The organism is Agrobacterium sp. LY4, from assembly GCF_001526585.1.
Taxonomy (GTDB): Bacteria; Pseudomonadota; Alphaproteobacteria; order Rhizobiales; family Rhizobiaceae; genus Agrobacterium; species Agrobacterium leguminum.
In genome coordinates, this window is sequence record NZ_ASYA01000010.1 from 122,565 (window position 1) to 140,766 (window position 18,202).

Sequence of the window (18,202 nt, forward strand, 5' to 3'; positions counted from 1 at the left end):
AAAAAGTTATTTTATCGCGAGCGGACGAAAACCAGCATTCCGGAAAGCCGCGATACCGAAACGGGAAGGCTCTCTTCGAGAATGGTGAGGGCCTGATCCGTGTCCTTGAGGTCGAAGATGCCGGAGACGTGCTGCCTCGCCGCCGCCTCATCGAGGATGACGATACGGCCCCGGCGATATTGCGAGAGAATATCGAGAACCTCGCGCAGCGGCTGGCCGGAAAAGACGAGCTTGCCTTCGCGCCAGGCCATGCTGTTGGCGACATCCTTGCGGGCGCGCACCAGCCTGCCGTCGCCACCAAGGGTCACGGCCTCTCCGGGTGTCAGCACGGCGATCTCGGCGCCTGTGGTCACTTCCACCCGGCCTTCCTCCACCTGCACCTCCTGCGGCAGCGAGCCATTGCCGGTGCGCACCGAATAATGGGTGCCGAGCGCCTTTGCCGTCAGCGCTCCATCCTCGACGATGAAGGGCCGCTCCGGGTTTTTGGCGACATCGAAATAAGCTTCGCCGCGAAGAAGGGTGATACGCCGTTCCTTTCGCGAATAATGAACCGCAATCGCCGTGTCGGTGTTCAGGCTGATGCGGCTGCCGTCTTCCAGCGAAAGCATGCGTGTTTCGCCGATTTCGGTGTAATAATCCGCCTGCCAGCGATCCTTCAATCCGCTTTTCTCCGCAAACAGCGCCGCAAACCCGATGAGGCAGAGACCGGCAACACCCGCCAGCATTGCCCCGCGAGGTCCGCGCCGTTTTCGCTGCTGGACCGGCGCAAGCTCGATATCGCCAAGCTCGCCCCAGAGGCTCTGCATGTCCTCATAGGCGCCAGCATGGGCGGCATCGGCCCGCAGCCAGACATGAAACGCCTCGCGCTCCGCTTCCGTCGCGTCTGCCGATTGCATGCGCGCCACCCACAGCGCGGCCTCTTCGGCCAGAGCCTCATCGGTCAAGCCGTTATCCTTCAGACCGTCCGGGCGCTTGTTCATGTCCTGATCTGCCGTTTGTTGCGTGCTGAGATGTGGTCCTTTTCCCTTATAGAGTGAAAAAGGATGCGAACACCTGATGCCGGTCTACATTTTTATTTGCGCGCGGACCTGACGGCAGTGCAGCAGCGCCTTGATGATATGTTTTTCCACCATGTTGCGGGAAATGCCGAGACGGGCGGCGATTTCGCCATTGGAATGGCCATGCAGGCGGCTGAGCACGAAGACCTGCTGGCAACGCTTGGGCAGGGCCTCGATGGCCCGCGCCATTAAAATAAGGTGCTGCCGCCCGGCGACGATCCGCTCCTGCCCCGGCTCTTCGCAGGCAACGGCAAAACCCGCTTCGTAAGGTGCAAATAGCGGCCGCTCGCGCGACTGGCGAATGGCGGTCAGGCGGGCGACGGAACGGGCGATCTGGAAGAGATAGGCCTGTGGATTGTCGATCAGCGTCGCATGAGAAACCTCCAGCGCCCGCAGCAGGGTTTCCTGCATGGCGTCGGCGGCGTCTTCCCGGTTCTGCAAGCGCCGGCGGAAAAACCGCATCAGGCGGCTTTCCTCCTCGGCATCGAGAACCTGTAACAGGGCTTTGCTCATCAATCGACCCGGTGACGTATTGGCTTGGCGCATGAAGCAGCCGGATATGCTGCGTCATGTCGCGATAAACATGATAGTTGTAATCATATTTATCGCCTTCGGATGCAAGCTGCCAACCAGTAAAAAACCGGGGGCGAAATCAGGCTCACGTTTCCGTGATGATTGTTGCGGGATTACATCAGCTTGTCTGGTCCGCCCCTTGAAGGAAGTACCGCACCCTGAGCGGCAGCAGCGCAGCACCGATGGCGGATGGATCGCCCTTTGTTTGGCTGAGAACCAGCTTCGCCTCCTTCGGGCCGACACCGTAACGATGTTCGCGCCGGGAGGGCATGTGCGCACGTTCGATCATCATCCGGCCAAGTGCGCGCGGCAATTGCCCGCCAAAGACGATGGCCTGCGGATCGATAACGGCGATCAGGCTCGCCACCAGCCTGTCCACCTGCGGCATCGTCTCGGCCAGCCATTCCTCGACGCCGGGCCAGGAGGGGTCGAACTGCTGATAAAGCGCTTCGACCGACTGGATGTCGACGCCGTTTTTCTGCAACGTCGCGATCAGATATTGCAGCGCCGGGCGCCTGGGCGATTCATCCGGGCTGTATATGCGGCTGAATTCGCCGGCATTGCCGTGAAAACCGTGAAAGGGCTGGCCGCCGAGGATCAGCCCGCCGCCGAAACCGTAATTGAAGGACAGATAGGCAAAGGTCTGGCACCAGGAGCCGACACCGCGAAGGCTTTCTCCGATCGCCCCGGTGGTGGCGTTGTTTTCCAGCCAGACCGGCAGGCGGAACCTTTCTTCGAGGATCGGCTTCAGGTCCATCAGCGACCAGTCGCGCAGGGGCTCCGGCGCGTTGAAGGCGCGGTTTTCCGATACGAAGAAGCCGGACATGGAAAAACCGAGGCCCAGCAGGCGCTCGCGCGGGATGCCATGTTCCGAGAGCAGCCGTTCGAGGGCCTGCGACAAGGCCGCAAGCGTCTCCTCCCGGTCCTCCGGAAGCATATTCAGTTTTTCCTCGACAATCACATCGCAGCGGAAATCGGCGATACAGATCACCACCGAGTCGGTGTTGATGGAAATGCCGAGCGAATAGGCTGCCTCCGGCACCAGTTCGATGGTGGGGCTCGGCTGGCCGCGCGTGCCCTTGAGCGGCGCCCCGGTTTGCAAAAGCCCGCGCTCCAGCAGGCCTTCGATCAGCCGGTGGACGGATTGCTGCCTCAGGTTGGTGTGGCCGGTGATAGATGCGCGGGCGATGGGGCCGTGGCGGCGGATGATATCGAGAACGAGGCGCTCATTCTCGCTGGCAAGCGGATGGCGGTCGAAACTCTGGGGCTGGGTCTGATCCATGGTCATCGCTCTGGATAATGGCTGTGCGGGACGGCTGCAATGCGGACCACCATGGCTGAAATGACTTTTCATGGATTCTGTTATAAATATTACACTATGAGTGTATTAAATCCAGACGGTCAACAACCGGTTCGCAGGAGCCGCCTCGGCCGTGGGCATGGGGAAAGTCTGACCCCGGCAACCAGCGCCGGTAAACACAACGTCTGAAAGTGAAAATCATGCATCAAACCCTTGCCGCCTCCCGAAATACCTCCAGCCCCTGCAATGTCCTTGCGCTCTGCTCGCGCGACAATCCGGCCATCCTGACCGTTGCCCATCGCGGTTTCTGGACCGCCACCGCCGAAAATTCGCTGGCTTCCGTCCGTGCCGCGGTTGCGGCGGGGGTAGAGATGATCGAGATCGACACGCAGGCGACGGCCGATGGCCGGCTGGTCGTCATTCACGACGGGACACTCGACCGCACGACGACGGGGAAGGGTGTCGTGAATGCGCTGCCCTTCGAGGTGGTCCGCGCCGCGAGACTGAAGGCCGGTGCGGGTGGCGATACGGCCGACGTGACCGATGAATGTGTGCCGACGCTGGAAGAATTGCTGGAGGAGGCGCGTGGCAGGATCACCGTCAATATCGACACCAAATTCGCCCGCGATCTGCCGCGGGTCATGGAAACCGTGTTGCGGCTCGATATTCAGGATCAGGTACTGGTGAAGACCGATATCGACCCGGAAGCCGCCCGTTTCGAGGTGCTGGATGCGCACTGGTTCGGCAATATCCCGCATATGCCGATGTTCCCGGTGCGGAAGGGCAAGTTTGCGGAGGATTTGCGCCGTATCGAGGCGTTGCGTGCGCCGATGATCGAGGTGAAATTCACCGATATAGCCGATCTGGCCGAAGGTCGTGCGGAGATGGAGCGCCAGAACATCCGTCTCTGGATCAACACGCTCGACGTCGCCCATTGCCTCGATTTCAATGACACGCGCGCGCTGGCGGACCCTGAAGCCGTGTGGGGCGCTCTCGCCGAGGCCGGCGTCGGAGCGATCCAGACGGATGAGGTCGAAGCTTTCACCGGCTGGCTGAAGACGGCCCCCGGCGCGACGGGTAGAGCATGGGCAAGATGAGCAAGCGTCTCGAAGCGCCGTTGCCATCGTTCTGGTAAAGTCGATCGCAGATGTGTTGAAACATCTGCCATCTTCATATCGCCGGCTGAAACGCCGCAACCGAGCAATGTCCGGTCAGGCCGCTATCGGTCGTCAGTTCGCCCGAGACAGCGCAATTGCATCAGGACCGGCGGGAAAACGAAGCTGGCCGGATAGGTCATGGACGGCGCTCCAGATCGCTTCGGCAACATCGTCTTCGCTGGTCGTCATGGCCGGTTTGGCGAATCCTTCAAGAATTGGTCCTGCAAAGTCCATGTAGTCTTCCGGCAGCAGTTGCTCCAGCGGCAGGATGGCGTTTGTCGTGAAGCGGGTGGTCGGTGCATAGCCCGGTTCCACCAGCTTCACCCGGATGTTGAAATGACCGAGCTCATGCGCAAGCGAACCGGAGAAACCCTGGATTGCCTGCTTGCTGGCGGTGTAGGCGGCGGCGAGCGGGAAGGAGGCGAGCGTGGCGCTGGATGTGACGTTGATGATGGTGCCGGATCGGCGCTTTCGCATCTGCGGGATTATCGCCTGCGTCATTGCCATCGCACCGAAGCTATTGGTGTCGAAGATCGTGCGGATCGCCGACATTGGCGTCGCTTCAAAAGCGCCGACCATGCCGATGCCGGCATTGTTGACCAGCACATCGACCGGACCTGCCGCATCGATCAGAGTCGCGATGCTTTGTTCGTCGGTCACATCCAGCGGCAGGACGCGCAACCGGTCGGTGTCGCCAACGAAGCGGTTGGGATCCGGATGCCGCATGGTCGCAACGACATTCCAGCCACGCGAAAGGAAGAACTCGGCGGTTGCCTTGCCATAACCCGATGAGGTGCCGGTGATGAGGATCGTTCTGGTCATCATAATCTCCATTGTTCGATATGACCGGAGATAGACGATGTGTTCTGGATGATATATGCTTTAAAAGCCATAATTTATTATTGATCGTCCAGACAATGGATCCTCTTAGCGATATCATCGATCTTTTGCGACCGAGCGCCGCCGTTTCGAAACCGATTTCCGGACGAGGCCGATGGGGCGTGCGTTATCGCGCCTATGACGCCCCGGGTTTTGCAGTCGTGCTGGCTGGTGCGGCGTGGGTCATGATCGATGGCCGGGAACCGCTGCGGCTGGCGCGTGGCGATTTTCTGCTTTTGCCCTCCACGCCCGCCTTCTCGCTTTGCAGCGATACCGACGTCGACTGCATTCCGGTCGAGCCGCAAGATCAGGCGGTGCGGCATGGGGAACAGCAAGGGGAACCCGATTTCATTGCGCTCGGAGGAAGTTTCACGTTCGAGCGGGTCAATGCGGCGCTGCTGCTTTCGTTGATGCCCGAGCTGATCCATGTGCCGGCGGGTGAGGGCGGAGCATCCCGGCTGGCGCGTCTGATCGAATTGCTGGCGGAAGAATGCACGCGCGAGGATGCGGGCAAGGAACTGATCATCCGGCGCATGCTGGAGGTTTTGCTGGTTGAAGTGCTGCGGCGGCCGAACGCGGGCAACGAGGCAATTCCGGCGGGACTGGTAAAGGGAATGCGTTTGCCGGGGCTTGCCCGCGCATTGTCCGCCATGCACGCCAATATCCGCGCGAACTGGACTGTCGCCGAACTGGCCGGCATCGCCGGCATGTCGCGCTCGGCCTTCGCGGCGCGTTTTCATGAAATGCTCGGCTGCGCGCCGATTGAATATCTGGCCCGCTGGCGGATGGCGCTTGCCAGGGACGCGCTGATGCGCGGGGTAAAGTCGCTCGACGATATAGCCGATGAGATCGGTTATGAATCCGCCAGCGCATTCAGCACCGCTTTCCGCAGGAGAACGGGTGTCGCTCCGGGCAGCTTTGCCCGTGCGAATAATGACAGGCACTGACTGCGAGGATTTTCTCCAGCCGTGCAGGTCACGGCGACCGCGGGAGCCTTTTCCGACCATCTAGAGGGAGTGACGTTGGATCCGTGCCGGTATAGGCGCGTTCGCTCCAGAGCAGGGCTTTGCGCGGCCGATCCGACATCGCTTCGGTTATGGCGCCCACGAACAGAATATGGTCTGCGGCATCGATGGAACCGACAAGTTCGCAGTCCATGGACAGAAGCGCATCGGCAAGTCTGGGGTTTCCTGACGGCCAGGCATCCCAGTCTCCGACGCTGAACCGGTCCGGGTGATTTCCCTTGCCCGCAAAGACATCGGCAATCTCCTCCTGTCCTCTGGCCAGTGCCGCAACGGAGAAGCGTCGGCTCGCTGCGATGAGATCGACCATGCGGCTGCTGGCGTCGATGGAAATCATCAGAAGCGGCGGTTCTGCGCTGAGCGGCATGAAGGAGGTGATTGTGCGCCCAACCCGCTCGCCGGCGTGGCAGGCAGCGGCCACCGCCACGGTAAAGGTTAGGCCGGCCATTGAATCCTTGAATTCACGCGGGCAGATCATCGGAGAGGCGCAAGCTTTCAGCGGAACATGCGCATGATTGACCACACCGCCATCGATCAGCCTGAGATTATGAGACATGATGTGCCGGGCTAACCGCCCGCTCCCGGATTTTTCGAAAAAATGGACATCTTCGTTGCAGCGCCATTCATGATGTCGGCATTGTCAGGCGGTGACTTTTTCTGATGCACTCTTGGCCAGATGCCGGAATAGTGGCGATTGAGGTCAAGCCAGACATGTAGCCCCGCTTCGGTATCCGGCCGGATCGCGGCGGCGGGACATTCGCCCTCGCAAATCCCGCAGTCGATACATTGATCGGGGTGAATGACGAGCATGTTCTCGCCTTCATAAAAACATTCGACCGGACAGACTTCCACGCAGTCCATGTATTTGCAGGCGATGCAGTTTTCGGTGACGACATAGGGCATTGAGACGCTCGAAGGGAGTTGCAGCCGGACGGCGGCTGTCCGGCTGCGCCTGATCCGGCCGGCCGCCCAGGGCAGCGGGACCGGCCGGATCGGTGGGGCTCAAATCAAAGGCGGGCGGCGACCGCCTGCCAGTTCACCAGATTGTCGAGGAAGTTTTCGAGGTAAGCGGGGCGCTTGTTGCGGAAATCGATGTAATAGCTGTGTTCCCACACATCGCAGCCAAGAAGCGCCTTCTGCCCGAAGCAGAGCGGATTGGCCCCGTTTTCGGTGCGGGTGATCTTCAGCGAACCGTCGGTATCCACCACCAGCCACGCCCAGCCCGAACCGAACTGGGAGGCGCCGGAGAGGGCGAAATTCTGCTTAAACAGCGCGACCGAGCCGAAGGACTGCGTCAGCGCATCTTCCAGCACCTTGGGGATCGCATGATTCTCCGGCCCCATGATTTCCCAGAAGAGATTGTGGTTCCAGTGCTGGGAGGCATTGTTGAAGATGCCGGATTGCGCCACCGCACCCTTCTCATAGGTGCCCCGGACGATCTCTTCGAGGCTCCTGTTTTCCCATTCGGTGCCGACGATCGCCTTGTTGAGATTATCGACATAGGCCTTGTGGTGAAGATCGTGATGGAACTTCAGCGTCTCCTCTGACATGCCCGAGGGGGCGAGCGCATCATGGGCATAGGGGAGGTCGGGAAGCTGGAAAGCCATGGGGTATCCTTTGTCAACTGTTCGCTCAAGAGCATGGAAAGAGCCTTGCGAAAACAAGGTGACAGTACTTCTAGGACCTCAACCATGGTTCAGGTCAAGAGGTTTTTTCGCGCTGTGTCGTGCGCGTCAGTCGGAGTAACGGATGGATGTTTCGGAGTGCCAAAGCTCACCTTTCGCGATTTGAGACCGGCGTAATCAATGGTCCTGCCTGATATTGCCGGTGCGGCGGCGCAACATGGTGTCCGTTCTCGCAAAGCGGGAGGAATTCATGGCCAGAGCCGTTGGAATTGGCGGCGTATTCTTCAGAGCAGCAGATGCCTCCGGTCTGGCTGAATGGTATGAGAAACATCTCGGCATCGACAATATGCATAAATAGGTATGGCAGCAGGACGCCGGAATGACGGTTTTTGGGCCTTTCGCCAGGGACAGCGATTATTTCGGCCGTGCTGAATAGCAATGGATGATCAATTTCCGGGTGGATGATCTCGATGCCCTCATCCGAAGCTCACGGCGGAAGGTGTAGAGGTTGAAACTCGGGCCGAATGGGATTCGGAGGTTGGACGTTTCGTCAGGATACACGACCCGGAAGGCAATCCCGTGGAATTGTGGGAGCCCGCCCGAACCTGAAGACGTTTGCGCTCCGCAAGGCTCGGACCGGGGGTGAGGAGGCTAAAACAGTCCCTTTGTTAGTCCGCAACCGCAATGGTTGACCATTGGATGAATTCCGAATTCGGCGATCGAGATCGAGCCATCTCATTGCCCAAATATGTCGCCGGCTGCGAAGCAATTTTAGTTTTCCTTAACTTTGGTACCTGTGAGGGGCTTGCAGGGTGATACGTATTGCAATAACTTCTGGTTGTTATTTGAATCAAAGGACCGTAGCGGGGAAATTCGGCGGATTGTCGTGAAAAATCACGGATGAAAAATGATAATCTCGCCATCGTGTTGGTAAGATTGGGTGTTACGTGATTTTTTAGCTGCCACGTTCTTTTGAGTAAATGACTTGCGACTATCGTTTCGTAATAAAATATACCACTTTAACGCTTCTTGGATCAGATGATCTGATCTATTAACCCGGTAGGGATCGACAGCAAGGACAGCTGCAGAATGAAGCATGAGCGGCATTGCCGCGACCAACTTCATTTCAAATGCAGGCCTCCTAAACATGCCCCTCGCTGCTTTCATTACTGGTTTCCGATCGCCACTTCCTCCTGATTTTTGTCTCGCAATTGTGACGGCGGTTCGAGTTTCCGCTTATTCCCCGATCGCTATGCAGGCAGAGCGGAATACCTTCGGTAATTCGAGGGCCGCGCCCAACAGTTCCAAATGGGCAGTCACCACCCTGCTTTTCGCAGGCCTGCTCGCGGCGGAGCCAGCAAGTGCCCAGTCGCCCGCCGATGATTTTTCCCGCCAACAGGATCAGCAACAGCAGTTGCAGCGGCTTGAAAACCTGAAACAGATAACCCCTGATAGTGTCATTGGCCGCAAGGACGGTGCACCGCGACGCGACGTGAAGCCCGATGATTTATGCTTCGATATCTCCCGTGTGGAGATCGAAGGTGCGGCGAACCTTTCTGCCGCTACGCTTGGAACACTGACGCAGCCTTTCAACGATCGTTGCGTCGGCGTTGCCGACATCACCTCCCTCCTCAAGGCGATCACCGACATCTATCTAGACAAGGGATTTGTGACGTCACGCGCCTATGTTCCGCCGCAGGATATTGTCGGAACAGGATTGCTGAGATTGGTCGTTGTCGAAGGCACGATCGCGGATATCTACCTCAATGGTCAACCGGCCGAGCAGAACGGTTCATTCGCCACGGCCTTTCCCGGCATGAAAGGAAAGGTTGCCAACATTCGTGATGTTGAGCAGGGGCTGGACCAGATCAACCGTCTGTCGTCCAATAACGCCAAGACTTCGATGTTGCCGGGAAAAACGGATGGTACATCCATTCTCAACGTCGAGAACAAGCCGGGCAAACCCTGGTACGTGAGCATTTCCAATAATAGTCTCGGCCAGCAAAGCACCGGCTACTCCCAAAGCAATATTTCCCTGGGTTTCGATGACCTCTTGGGTCTCAATGATCAGTTGGGGCTATCTTATGGGCGTAGCGGCCCGGACTACCCCTGGGATGATGACGGTCGCGGGCGCAGTAACAGTTATTCGGTCAATACAAGTATACCCTATGGCTACTGGACATTTTCGGCGAACGGTTCCTGGTACGAATATGACAGCACCATTCCCGGTAATTTCGGGCCGATCGAAACTTCGGGTGATTCCGGTCAGATTGGATTTGGCATTGATCGCGTTATCCGGCGAGACAAGGACTCGATCACGACGCTCAGAGGCGGCCTCACCTACAAGCAGACCAACAATTTTCTTCTCGGCAACCGGATTGAGGTTGGAAGCCGCCGATACACGATAGGCACTCTGGGCTTGTCGCGTTCACAAAGAATACTGGGTGGCGTCATCGCCCTCGATTTTGCCCTTGATAAGGGTCTCGATCTCTTTGACGCTGCGGAGGCCGGAGAGCCAGGGGCCGGCACGGCCGATCCCCGGTTCCTGAAACTCAACACGACCGTCAGCGCGACGCGGCCGTTCGAAGCAGCTGGCCAGCGGTTCGAGTTAACCACACTCGTCAATGCGCAATATTCGCCAGATAACATGTTTGGCGCAGAGCAGATCGGGCTTGGTGGCTTCAGCAATGTACGCGGCCTGAGGGAAAGCGTCATATTCGGTAATAATGGGTTCTTCAGCCACAACGAATTGGCATGGCGAACAATGCCATGGGACGGCACAGGTCTGGCGCCCGTTCTGGGCGAGCTACGCCCCTACCTCGGTCTCGATTACGGCCGCGTGTTCTCGCAGGATCGCTTCGACATTCCCGGCGGCTATCTCGCGAGTTGGACCGTTGGTGCGAAACTCGTGGGGGGAAACATCAGCGCCGATTTTGGCTACTCCCAGGCATTTTCCAGCAGCGTCAATAACGGACGCGGAAATCTCATTTTCGCCAGCGTGACGGCACGCTGGTAGGCTTCAAAAGAGAATATTATGATCAACTCTTCTTTTCACACCCCCAAATTATCTCTCGTCTCCGCCCTGGTGGCGACAGCCATTGTCGTTTCCGGTTGCGGTGGCCGGGCGGCACATCCGGTGTCTTCGACCAACCCGACCGACAGTGCTTTCGACTGCGCCGGCATAAAGCGCGAGTTCGAGGCCAATGAGCGGCAGGTGCTGGCGACGGTGAAAGAACGATCCGACGCGCAGGGTAAAAACGTGATCCTTGGTGCGACAGGTGTTCTTCTGTTCTGGCCGGCCCTTTTTTTCATGGATCCGAAATCGCCGGAAAAACTGGAGATCGACGCCTTGCGTAACCGCAATCAGGTCCTTGCCGAGATTGCCAGAAGCAAAAAATGCCCAGCTCCGCAATCGAAGCTGGCGGATGTCTACAAGAAACTCGACACCAAGCCCTCCCAGGCCGACACGAGCAGAAAAGACCGCTAAGCCCCAAATTCCTTCTGCCACGAGAGGCGAACAACAATGACATTCCAGTTCAAGCGTCTTCCACGCAAAGCAACCGACCTCGCGTTGTTCGCCAATGCCGGAGCGCTGGCTCAAAAAATCATTGCCACCGTTGTTAGTTTTACGCTCGTGCTTCAGCCTGTGCTCCTTCACGCACAGGACATATCGCCGGAAGCTGGAGGATCCTCTGCAAATCGCCCCGGGATAGGGGCTGCCCCGAACGGTGTACCGCTCATCGATATCGTCGGTCCCAACAGCCAGGGTCTGTCGCACAACAAATACAACAATTTCAACGTCGGCACACCGGGGGTCATTCTCAACAACTTCAATGGTGAGATCGGTACGTCGAAACTGGGTGGTGTTACGCCCGGCAATCCAAACCTGCAAGGCAAAAGCCCTGCATCGGTCATCCTCAATGAGGTGACCTCGCAGAACCGCAGTTCTCTCGTGGGGCCGACCGAGGTGTTCGGCGGCAGGGCCGATGTCATCATTGCCAATCCGAACGGGATCACCTGCGACGGCTGCGGTTTCATCAACACGCCACGCGCCACGCTGACGACGGGTGTACCTGACATCGGCACCGATGGACGTCTCAATGGATTCACGGTCAACGCAGGAGATGTCACCTTCGGTCCTAGCAGTGGGAATTTTGCGCTTGGTGATGGCGCAGTCAGTCTGTTCGATGTCGTGTCCCGTACCATCCAGATCGACGGAACGATCTATGGCGAGGACCTGCGCCTGACAGCCGGGAAGAGCAAATTCGATTATGCCACGGGTGAGGCAACAGCGCTCGATGCCACCTCCGGGACACCTGAATACGCAATCGATGGCTCAGCACTTGGGGCCATGCAGGCTGGCCGCATCAAGATGGTCGTCACGGAGAAGGGCGCTGGCGTTCGCATGCGCGGCGACATGGCTGCCAACACAGGCGAGCTTTCGCTATCGGCAGACGGCAAGATTTCGATCGGCAATGCGTCCGGCAATAAAGGTGTCAGCGTCTCCTCGAAGGGGAGTGTCTCGACCGGTCGTCTGACCTCGAAGAAATCAGTGTCGGTCAAGGCGGGGAAGGACACCAAGATCGCTTCGATCGGCGCGGAAGAGGATATCCTTGTCAATGGCGGGGCAGGCTTCATCGATGTCGCCGGTACTCTCGGGGCGAGTGGTGCACTCAACCTTCTGGCAGACGGGCGTATTGCCTTGGCCGACGCGTCGGCTGCCGGACCTGTTTCGCTATGGTCGGGGGCTGGCTCCATTGCCATCAGCGGCACGGCCCAGTCCGGCGCGGCGATGTCACTTACGGCGGCCTCAGGAGCGATCACGGCGGGCTCACTCCTTTCGAAAGGTGATTTGGCTCTGCTCTCCGGCCTTGATCTGGGGATTTCGGGGCTAATACTTGCTGAAGGGAGTTTGCAGGCCTCCGCTGGCGGCAACATCCGCTATGGCAGTCTGGAAGCCAATGGCAACGTCTCGCTATCTTCAGCCGGCGGTGTAATCAGCCTCGATAAACGCACAGCCGCCGGTGGCGACATCAGGATCAGGCAGCAACATGCCGACCTTTCCAATAACAGGAGCGGACTTGCAACATCGGGTACACTCTACATTGATGCTAGTAATATCAATCTGGCCAATAGCACGCTGACGTTCGGCGGTATCGATCTTGCGTCCTCCGGGGCGACAGATTTGACCGGTACGCGGCTCAACGCAGTGACCTCAGGCAGCGCAGCCAGTGCTACACACGGCTCCGGCGATGTCGCCATTACCGCAGGCAGCCTTACCGCCAACGGCGCCAGCAATATTCTGGCTGCCCATGACCTGACACTTTCGCTGTCACAACTCACCAACGCCGGCCAGCTCGCCGCAGGCAATAATCTTACCGTCAATGTCACCGGCAATCTGACCAACACTGCCACTGGCCTGATATATGCCGGCAATGACGCGGCGCTTTTCGTGGGCGGCGTGCTTGCCAACGAGCAGGGGGCGATTGTCGCCGGTCATGATCTCACGATTGCGGGAAACGCTCATGGCGGGCGTGATGCGGCCATTGTCAACAGTTCCGGCTTCATCTCAGCCGGTCACAACATGTCGATCATTACTGCAAATCTGCGCAACGAAAGAACAATTGCACCTACCTACACAACACAGTTCCTCTCTAACGCGCTCGTTTCTGCGTATGACATATATTATGCGAGAGAGTGCGGGGATTGTTCGTCGCCCATCGAATTTTATAACCGGTCATTCGTCATCGGTAGCCCCATCCATCGCGTTTACCGGGACGTCGTCGAGGATCAGCTCATATCCGCAGGTAGTCCCGCAGCGCTGATCAAGGCGGGCAACACACTTTCTGTCGACACGGTCGATCTTACCAATGCCTATAGTGCAATCGAAGCCGGCTCCGGCATGACGCTGAATGGCTCGGGCACGCTGACCAATCTCGGGCTGCAATTGCAGCGCACGACTTCGCTCAATTGCAACCAGCACGGCGGCTGCCAGTATTATCCGGATGTCATTTACGAATGGACGGAAACGAAAACGACCGGCGACACAGGTGGCCATGAAGGTTCATGGCAGGTCGCCGTGCCTGGCCCCAGCCCCTTCGGAACGCGGGATGCGTCAAAGGATATCGGGCCTGGACGAACCGTGGAAAGCGTTGAGGCGATCGGTGGCGTTACTGCGACGATCCGCTCTGGCGGGGCGCTTGGTATCACCGGTTTTGCCGCCGTCAACAATACTGCTTCGGCCGGAACAATCGCCGACCATGCCGCCGTTGCTACACCTCAGCCTTCTAGCGATCCGACGGCGTTGCTGGCCGGCTTAACAGCGAGCGGAGCGCTATTCACGCTTGGCGCCGTCGCCACCCCACAGTCCGGCGGCTTTGGCGGCACCATTCCCGGCCAGACGTTCCTCTATGAAACCCGCGCCGCCTTCCTCGACGTCTCGAAATTCTATGGCTCCAGCTATTTCCTTGGCCGCATCGGTTACCAGCCGGATCGCCAAATCCAGTTCCTTGGTGACGCCTATTTCGAGAACCAATATATTGAGCAGCAGCTCAGACTGGCGACAGGCTCCGGTTTTACCGGGCAGGATTCGATTACCCAGATAAAACAGCTGCTTGACAACGGAGCCGCCTATCTGGGAGCGAACCAGCGCCAGCTCGGCCAACCGCTGACGGCTGAAGAGATCGCCAGCCTCACCGAATCCGTCGTTGTTTATGAGTGGCAGACGGTGAACGGCACGACCGTTCTTGCGCCGGTGCTGCATCTTGCCGCTGACGACAGGGAAAGATTGAACTCCGCTGGCGCGCTGATCGCGGGCAATCAGGTAACGATCGACACTGGCTTGCTTGCAACATCAGGGATGATTGCATCGACTGGCGATCTTACCGTTTCCGGTTCATCGATTGCGGCAATCGGCGGCTCCTTCAGCGCAGGCGGTAATGCTTCAATCAAGGGCGACGAGGGCATTCTGCTCGCCAACGCAAAGGTGACGGCCGGCGGCAATCTCGGACTGACGTCGAATGGAGACATCAATATCTCCGTTACCGAGAGGTCGACAACCAGCACCTTACGTGACAAGCGCAGCACGACGACGGTTGTGAGAACCACAAGTCAGGGTTCCGAGATCACCGCGGGCGGATCGATCACCGCCAATGCGGGTGGCAGCCTCAACCTCATCGGCAGCACGATTGCCGCTGATGGGACGGTCGGTCTGAAAGCGACCGGTGACGTGACAATTGCCGAAGCTGTCGACACCACCACGATCGATTACACCTACAGGAAAAAGGGCGGTCTGTTCGGCGGAAGCAAACAGACGACGAGCCACACGCAAACCGAGACTGCCGTCGGATCATCGGTCAGTGGTGGGAAGGGCGTGTCCATCATCTCAGGTGGAGATACCGTCGTCTCCGCGTCGAAGGTGATGGCTGGCGATGAGACCAACAAAGCCGATATCAACGTCAGTGCCGGTGGTGATCTGCTGATCACGTCGGGCAAGAATACGGCGGAGTTCGAGCAGACTTCCTCCAGCAAGGGTTTCCTCTCGAAAAAAAGCTCGACGCAGTACAACTACGACGAAGCGACAGTAGGCTCCGAGCTTTCCGCCTCCGGCAACATCAAGCTGGATGCTGGCGGCAACGCCGTCATAGCGGGTTCGAACATAACGGCCGGGGATGCGATCAGCGTCGCGGGCGACGGCGTCGCCATCATCGGGGCGGAGGAGCAGCACGCGCTGGAGAGCAGCAGCAAGAAATCCGGTCTGTTCGCCGGTTCCGGCGGTGGTTTCCTCTCGCTATGGGGCAAGGAGCAGAAAGAAAAGAGCCAATCGTCCAGTCTTAACGTTGGCTCCGGGCTGAGCGCTGGAACCGATGTCACTCTTACGGCGCGCGAAAACGACGTCAATGTGATCGGCTCTTCCATCATGGCCGGCCGCGACATCGCGCTGGAGGCAGCCCGCGACGTCAATATCACTCCCGGGGCTGAAAGTTCCTCATCGCAGGAGAAGGAAAAACGCTCGGGCTTCGGCATTCAGGTGAAATCTGGCAACGGCAGCGCATCGATCGGTATCGGCTACGGCAAGTCGGTCGATCAGACCAGCCAGTCATCAGAGACTAACGCCAGATCCATCCTGTTTGCCGGTCGTGACCTCACGATATCAGCAGGTCGTGATGCTAACCTGCAGGCGGCTGAGGTGTCCGCAGAGCGTGATGTTGCCATCCTCGCAGACCGTAACGTCAACCTTCTCTCGGCGCAGGACAAGTCCAACTACGAACACATGCATGAGGAGATGTTTGCCGGCGTGACGCTATCAGTCTCGACCTCGCTGGTCAGCGCTGTCGACAGCGTCAGTAATGCGGCGCATAAGCTTACAACCATAAACGACGGCTACTCCGCCGCCAATGCTGCCTTTGCATCGCTCAAGGCCTATGATGCGCTCGACACCGTCGTCAACGGGAATGTCGCTTCGGCCTCGCTCACCGCCGGCTTCACCTATACAAAAGACAAGGCGGCGGGGACGGGCTCTGTTCCCGTTCTCACCGAAATCAATGCCGGCCGCTCGGTAACGATCGAAGCCGCATCCGGCGATATCACCGGCCATGGCGTGCAAATCTCGGCCGGCTATGATGCTTATGGCCTGCCGGTCGACAGCGCCGACGACAAGGCCGGCAATATCACGCTTTCGGCCGGCAATGATATTACCCTTAAAAGCGCCGAGGCGACGCGGAGTTCGTCGTCCAGCAGCACGTCCGCCGGCGCCAGTATCGGCATTGGCGGCGGCGTCAGCCTATCGGGTGGCGTCGGCGTCGGGCTGACAGGCGGCGCCAGTGCGTCCACGGCCAAGGCGAACGCCAACGGAACTACCCAGGTCAAGAGCCACGTCAGCGGTACCGGCGACATCGTCATCCAGTCCGGCAACAACACGACGCTCGCCGGTGCGCTCGTTGCCGGTGAGACAGTGACGGCCGACATCGGCGGCGATCTCACCATCGTCTCCGTTCCCGATACCGGCGAAACCACGAACAAATCCACCTCTGGCGGCTTTAGCCTCGGCGGGGGGAAGAGCCTCATCTCCGGTATTCAGATCGGTGGCGGTGCGGGGTCCGGGTCGACGAACTGGGTTTCCGAGCAGTCTGGTCTCGTTTCCGCGGACACGATGAATGTCACCGTCGGCGGCAATACCCATCTCGGTGCCGGCAAGATCGTCTCCGGTTCGGGCGATCTCACTCTCGACACAGGCACGCTTACCCATGAAAACTTCGAGGGCCAGAAGCAGTATGAGGGCTTCAGCGCCAATCTCGGCCTCGATCTCACCGGCGGCAAAGGAACCGATGTCAATCCGGTCGGCAACAGCACGCTCGAAGGCAGCTATCAGCTCGATGATACCCGCCAGAGCGTCCGCGCCACCGTCGGCCCTGGGGACATCGTCGTTCGCAATCCCGACCAGCAGGCAGCACTTGAGCACGACGGTGAAACAAATCCTCTCTCCGAACTCAACCGTGATCCGGGCAAGGCTCATGAGATCACAAAGGACAAACATGTCGGCATCGATTTCTATCTTTCAACCAACAGCCTGAAGGCTGCGGCAGAGGGGATCAACGTCGTCGGCAAGGCTCTTGGCGACGCCTTCGAGGCGCTGGGGACGAAGCTTGCGGCTTCCGGTGATCTGACGCCGGATGAATTGGCGACAGCCCGTAAAGTCGCCAAAGCGCTGGATTCCGGCACACTCGATATCGCAGCGCTTGCGACCTGCGCGGGCCGGCAAGGCTTCAATCTCCTCGATCTTTTGTTCACGCCGGCCTATGCATCTGGATGCGTCCTATTCGACAAAAACGGCAAGGAGATCGCTGAACTGACGGCGAATGAGCGTGAAGCCTGCATACAGATGCTGGCGACGCTGATGGAGACCTATACCGAGAAATATGTGACCGGTGCGGCTGGCAAGGGTGAACTGCCGGGCAGCGTCAAAATACTTGCGGCACAGTTACGCAAGGTGGGTTCGGACGAACAGCTGGTCGCGGGTTTCCAGGCGATCGGTATGTCGGCCTCGTTCATCCGGGATGTCACGATAAGGCTGACGCTCGGTGAGGAAGGCTACAAGGAATACAAGGCAGCGTTCGAGCCGCTTGCGGCAGCCGGCACGTTGGGCAAGGAGGCCAGCGAGCGGGCGATTGCCGACATTGCTGCCAAACACGGTCTTTCCTTTGAGGATACCAAAGACCTCAAACTCCTCGTCGGGGTCACTACCGCAGCGATCATTGGTGTCGTGGGTATCAAGGCAGGCGGCTCGCTCAGCAGCAAAGAAATCGAAATTGTTTCGAAACAAATTGCTGATGGTCACGCATTCCAAAAGCATATACTTGAAAAAGGCGAACTGGCTGGTATGGGCATACGAACTAGGGCGCAACTTGCCGACTTTATCAGCGAAACAATGAGGAAACCTTCAGATGTAAAGGCATTGGGTGGTGGTAGAACGGCATACTGGAACGACGAGTATCAATCGGTAATTATACACAACCCCAAAGCAGGAGACGGTGGGACTATTTTCCAACCAAAGAACGGAAAATTGTATTTTGACAACATGAGGTAAGGA

Annotated in this window: 12 protein-coding genes and 1 pseudogene; 6 read left to right on the top strand and 7 right to left on the bottom strand. The window is 58.5% G+C overall.

The window, feature by feature from the left end:
* Window positions 1–11: 11 nt before the first annotated feature.
* The 3 genes from L904_RS10175 to L904_RS10185 form a co-directional block, all read right to left on the bottom strand.
* Complete coding sequence (locus L904_RS10175; protein WP_020808835.1) at window positions 12–980, bottom strand: FecR family protein; 969 nt, start codon at window positions 978–980, stop codon at window positions 12–14.
* Between the two features lie 84 nt (window positions 981–1,064).
* Window positions 1,065–1,571 carry a sigma-70 family RNA polymerase sigma factor gene (locus L904_RS10180; protein WP_020808834.1) on the bottom strand — a complete coding sequence of 169 codons (507 nt, stop codon included), beginning with the start codon at window positions 1,569–1,571 and terminating at the stop codon, window positions 1,065–1,067.
* A 178-nt stretch (window positions 1,572–1,749) separates the two neighbouring features.
* Window positions 1,750–2,919 (bottom strand): ROK family protein, encoded by a 1,170-nt coding sequence (locus L904_RS10185; protein WP_031233409.1) that lies wholly within the window; start codon window positions 2,917–2,919, stop codon window positions 1,750–1,752.
* Between the two features lie 212 nt (window positions 2,920–3,131).
* Between L904_RS10185 and L904_RS10190 the strand changes: the two genes are divergently transcribed.
* Window positions 3,132–4,028: a glycerophosphodiester phosphodiesterase family protein gene (locus tag L904_RS10190; RefSeq protein WP_020808832.1), complete on the top strand. Its 897-nt coding sequence runs from the start codon at window positions 3,132–3,134 to the stop codon at window positions 4,026–4,028.
* 132 nt (window positions 4,029–4,160) lie between these two features.
* Here the strand turns inward: L904_RS10190 and L904_RS10195 are convergent, their stop codons facing one another.
* Window positions 4,161–4,910 carry an SDR family oxidoreductase gene (locus L904_RS10195; protein ID WP_020808831.1) on the bottom strand — a complete coding sequence of 250 codons (750 nt, stop codon included), beginning with the start codon at window positions 4,908–4,910 and terminating at the stop codon, window positions 4,161–4,163.
* A 95-nt stretch (window positions 4,911–5,005) separates the two neighbouring features.
* Between L904_RS10195 and L904_RS10200 the strand changes: the two genes are divergently transcribed.
* A complete protein-coding gene (locus tag L904_RS10200) occupies window positions 5,006–5,914 on the top strand; it encodes an AraC family transcriptional regulator (protein WP_020808830.1) in 909 nt (302 codons plus the stop codon).
* Window positions 5,915–5,942: 28 nt separating this feature from the next.
* Here the strand turns inward: L904_RS10200 and L904_RS10205 are convergent, their stop codons facing one another.
* From L904_RS10205 to L904_RS10215, 3 genes are all read right to left on the bottom strand, one after another.
* Window positions 5,943–6,545, bottom strand: a complete 603-nt coding sequence (locus L904_RS10205) for a flavin reductase family protein (RefSeq protein ID WP_020808829.1) — start codon at window positions 6,543–6,545, stop codon at window positions 5,943–5,945.
* Between the two features lie 11 nt (window positions 6,546–6,556).
* On the bottom strand, window positions 6,557–6,892 hold the full coding sequence (gene fdxA, locus L904_RS10210; RefSeq protein WP_020808828.1) for a ferredoxin FdxA: 336 nt from the start codon (window positions 6,890–6,892) through the stop codon (window positions 6,557–6,559).
* Between the two features lie 104 nt (window positions 6,893–6,996).
* Window positions 6,997–7,596, bottom strand: coding sequence for a superoxide dismutase (locus L904_RS10215; protein ID WP_020808827.1), 600 nt, complete (start codon window positions 7,594–7,596; stop codon window positions 6,997–6,999).
* A 268-nt stretch (window positions 7,597–7,864) separates the two neighbouring features.
* On the opposite strand from L904_RS10215, the pseudogene L904_RS10220 reads away from it, so the two are divergent.
* From L904_RS10220 to L904_RS10240, 4 genes and pseudogenes are all read left to right on the top strand, one after another.
* Window positions 7,865–8,223 (top strand): annotated as a pseudogene (locus L904_RS10220) (VOC family protein).
* A 487-nt stretch (window positions 8,224–8,710) separates the two neighbouring features.
* Window positions 8,711–10,630: a ShlB/FhaC/HecB family hemolysin secretion/activation protein gene (locus L904_RS10230; protein WP_020808825.1), complete on the top strand. Its 1,920-nt coding sequence runs from the start codon at window positions 8,711–8,713 to the stop codon at window positions 10,628–10,630.
* 18 nt (window positions 10,631–10,648) lie between these two features.
* Window positions 10,649–11,101, top strand: a complete 453-nt coding sequence (locus tag L904_RS10235; protein ID WP_020808824.1) for a hypothetical protein — start codon at window positions 10,649–10,651, stop codon at window positions 11,099–11,101.
* 36 nt (window positions 11,102–11,137) lie between these two features.
* Window positions 11,138–18,199, top strand: coding sequence for a hemagglutinin repeat-containing protein (locus L904_RS10240; RefSeq protein WP_020808823.1), 7,062 nt, complete (start codon window positions 11,138–11,140; stop codon window positions 18,197–18,199).
* Window positions 18,200–18,202: the final 3 nt, after the last annotated feature.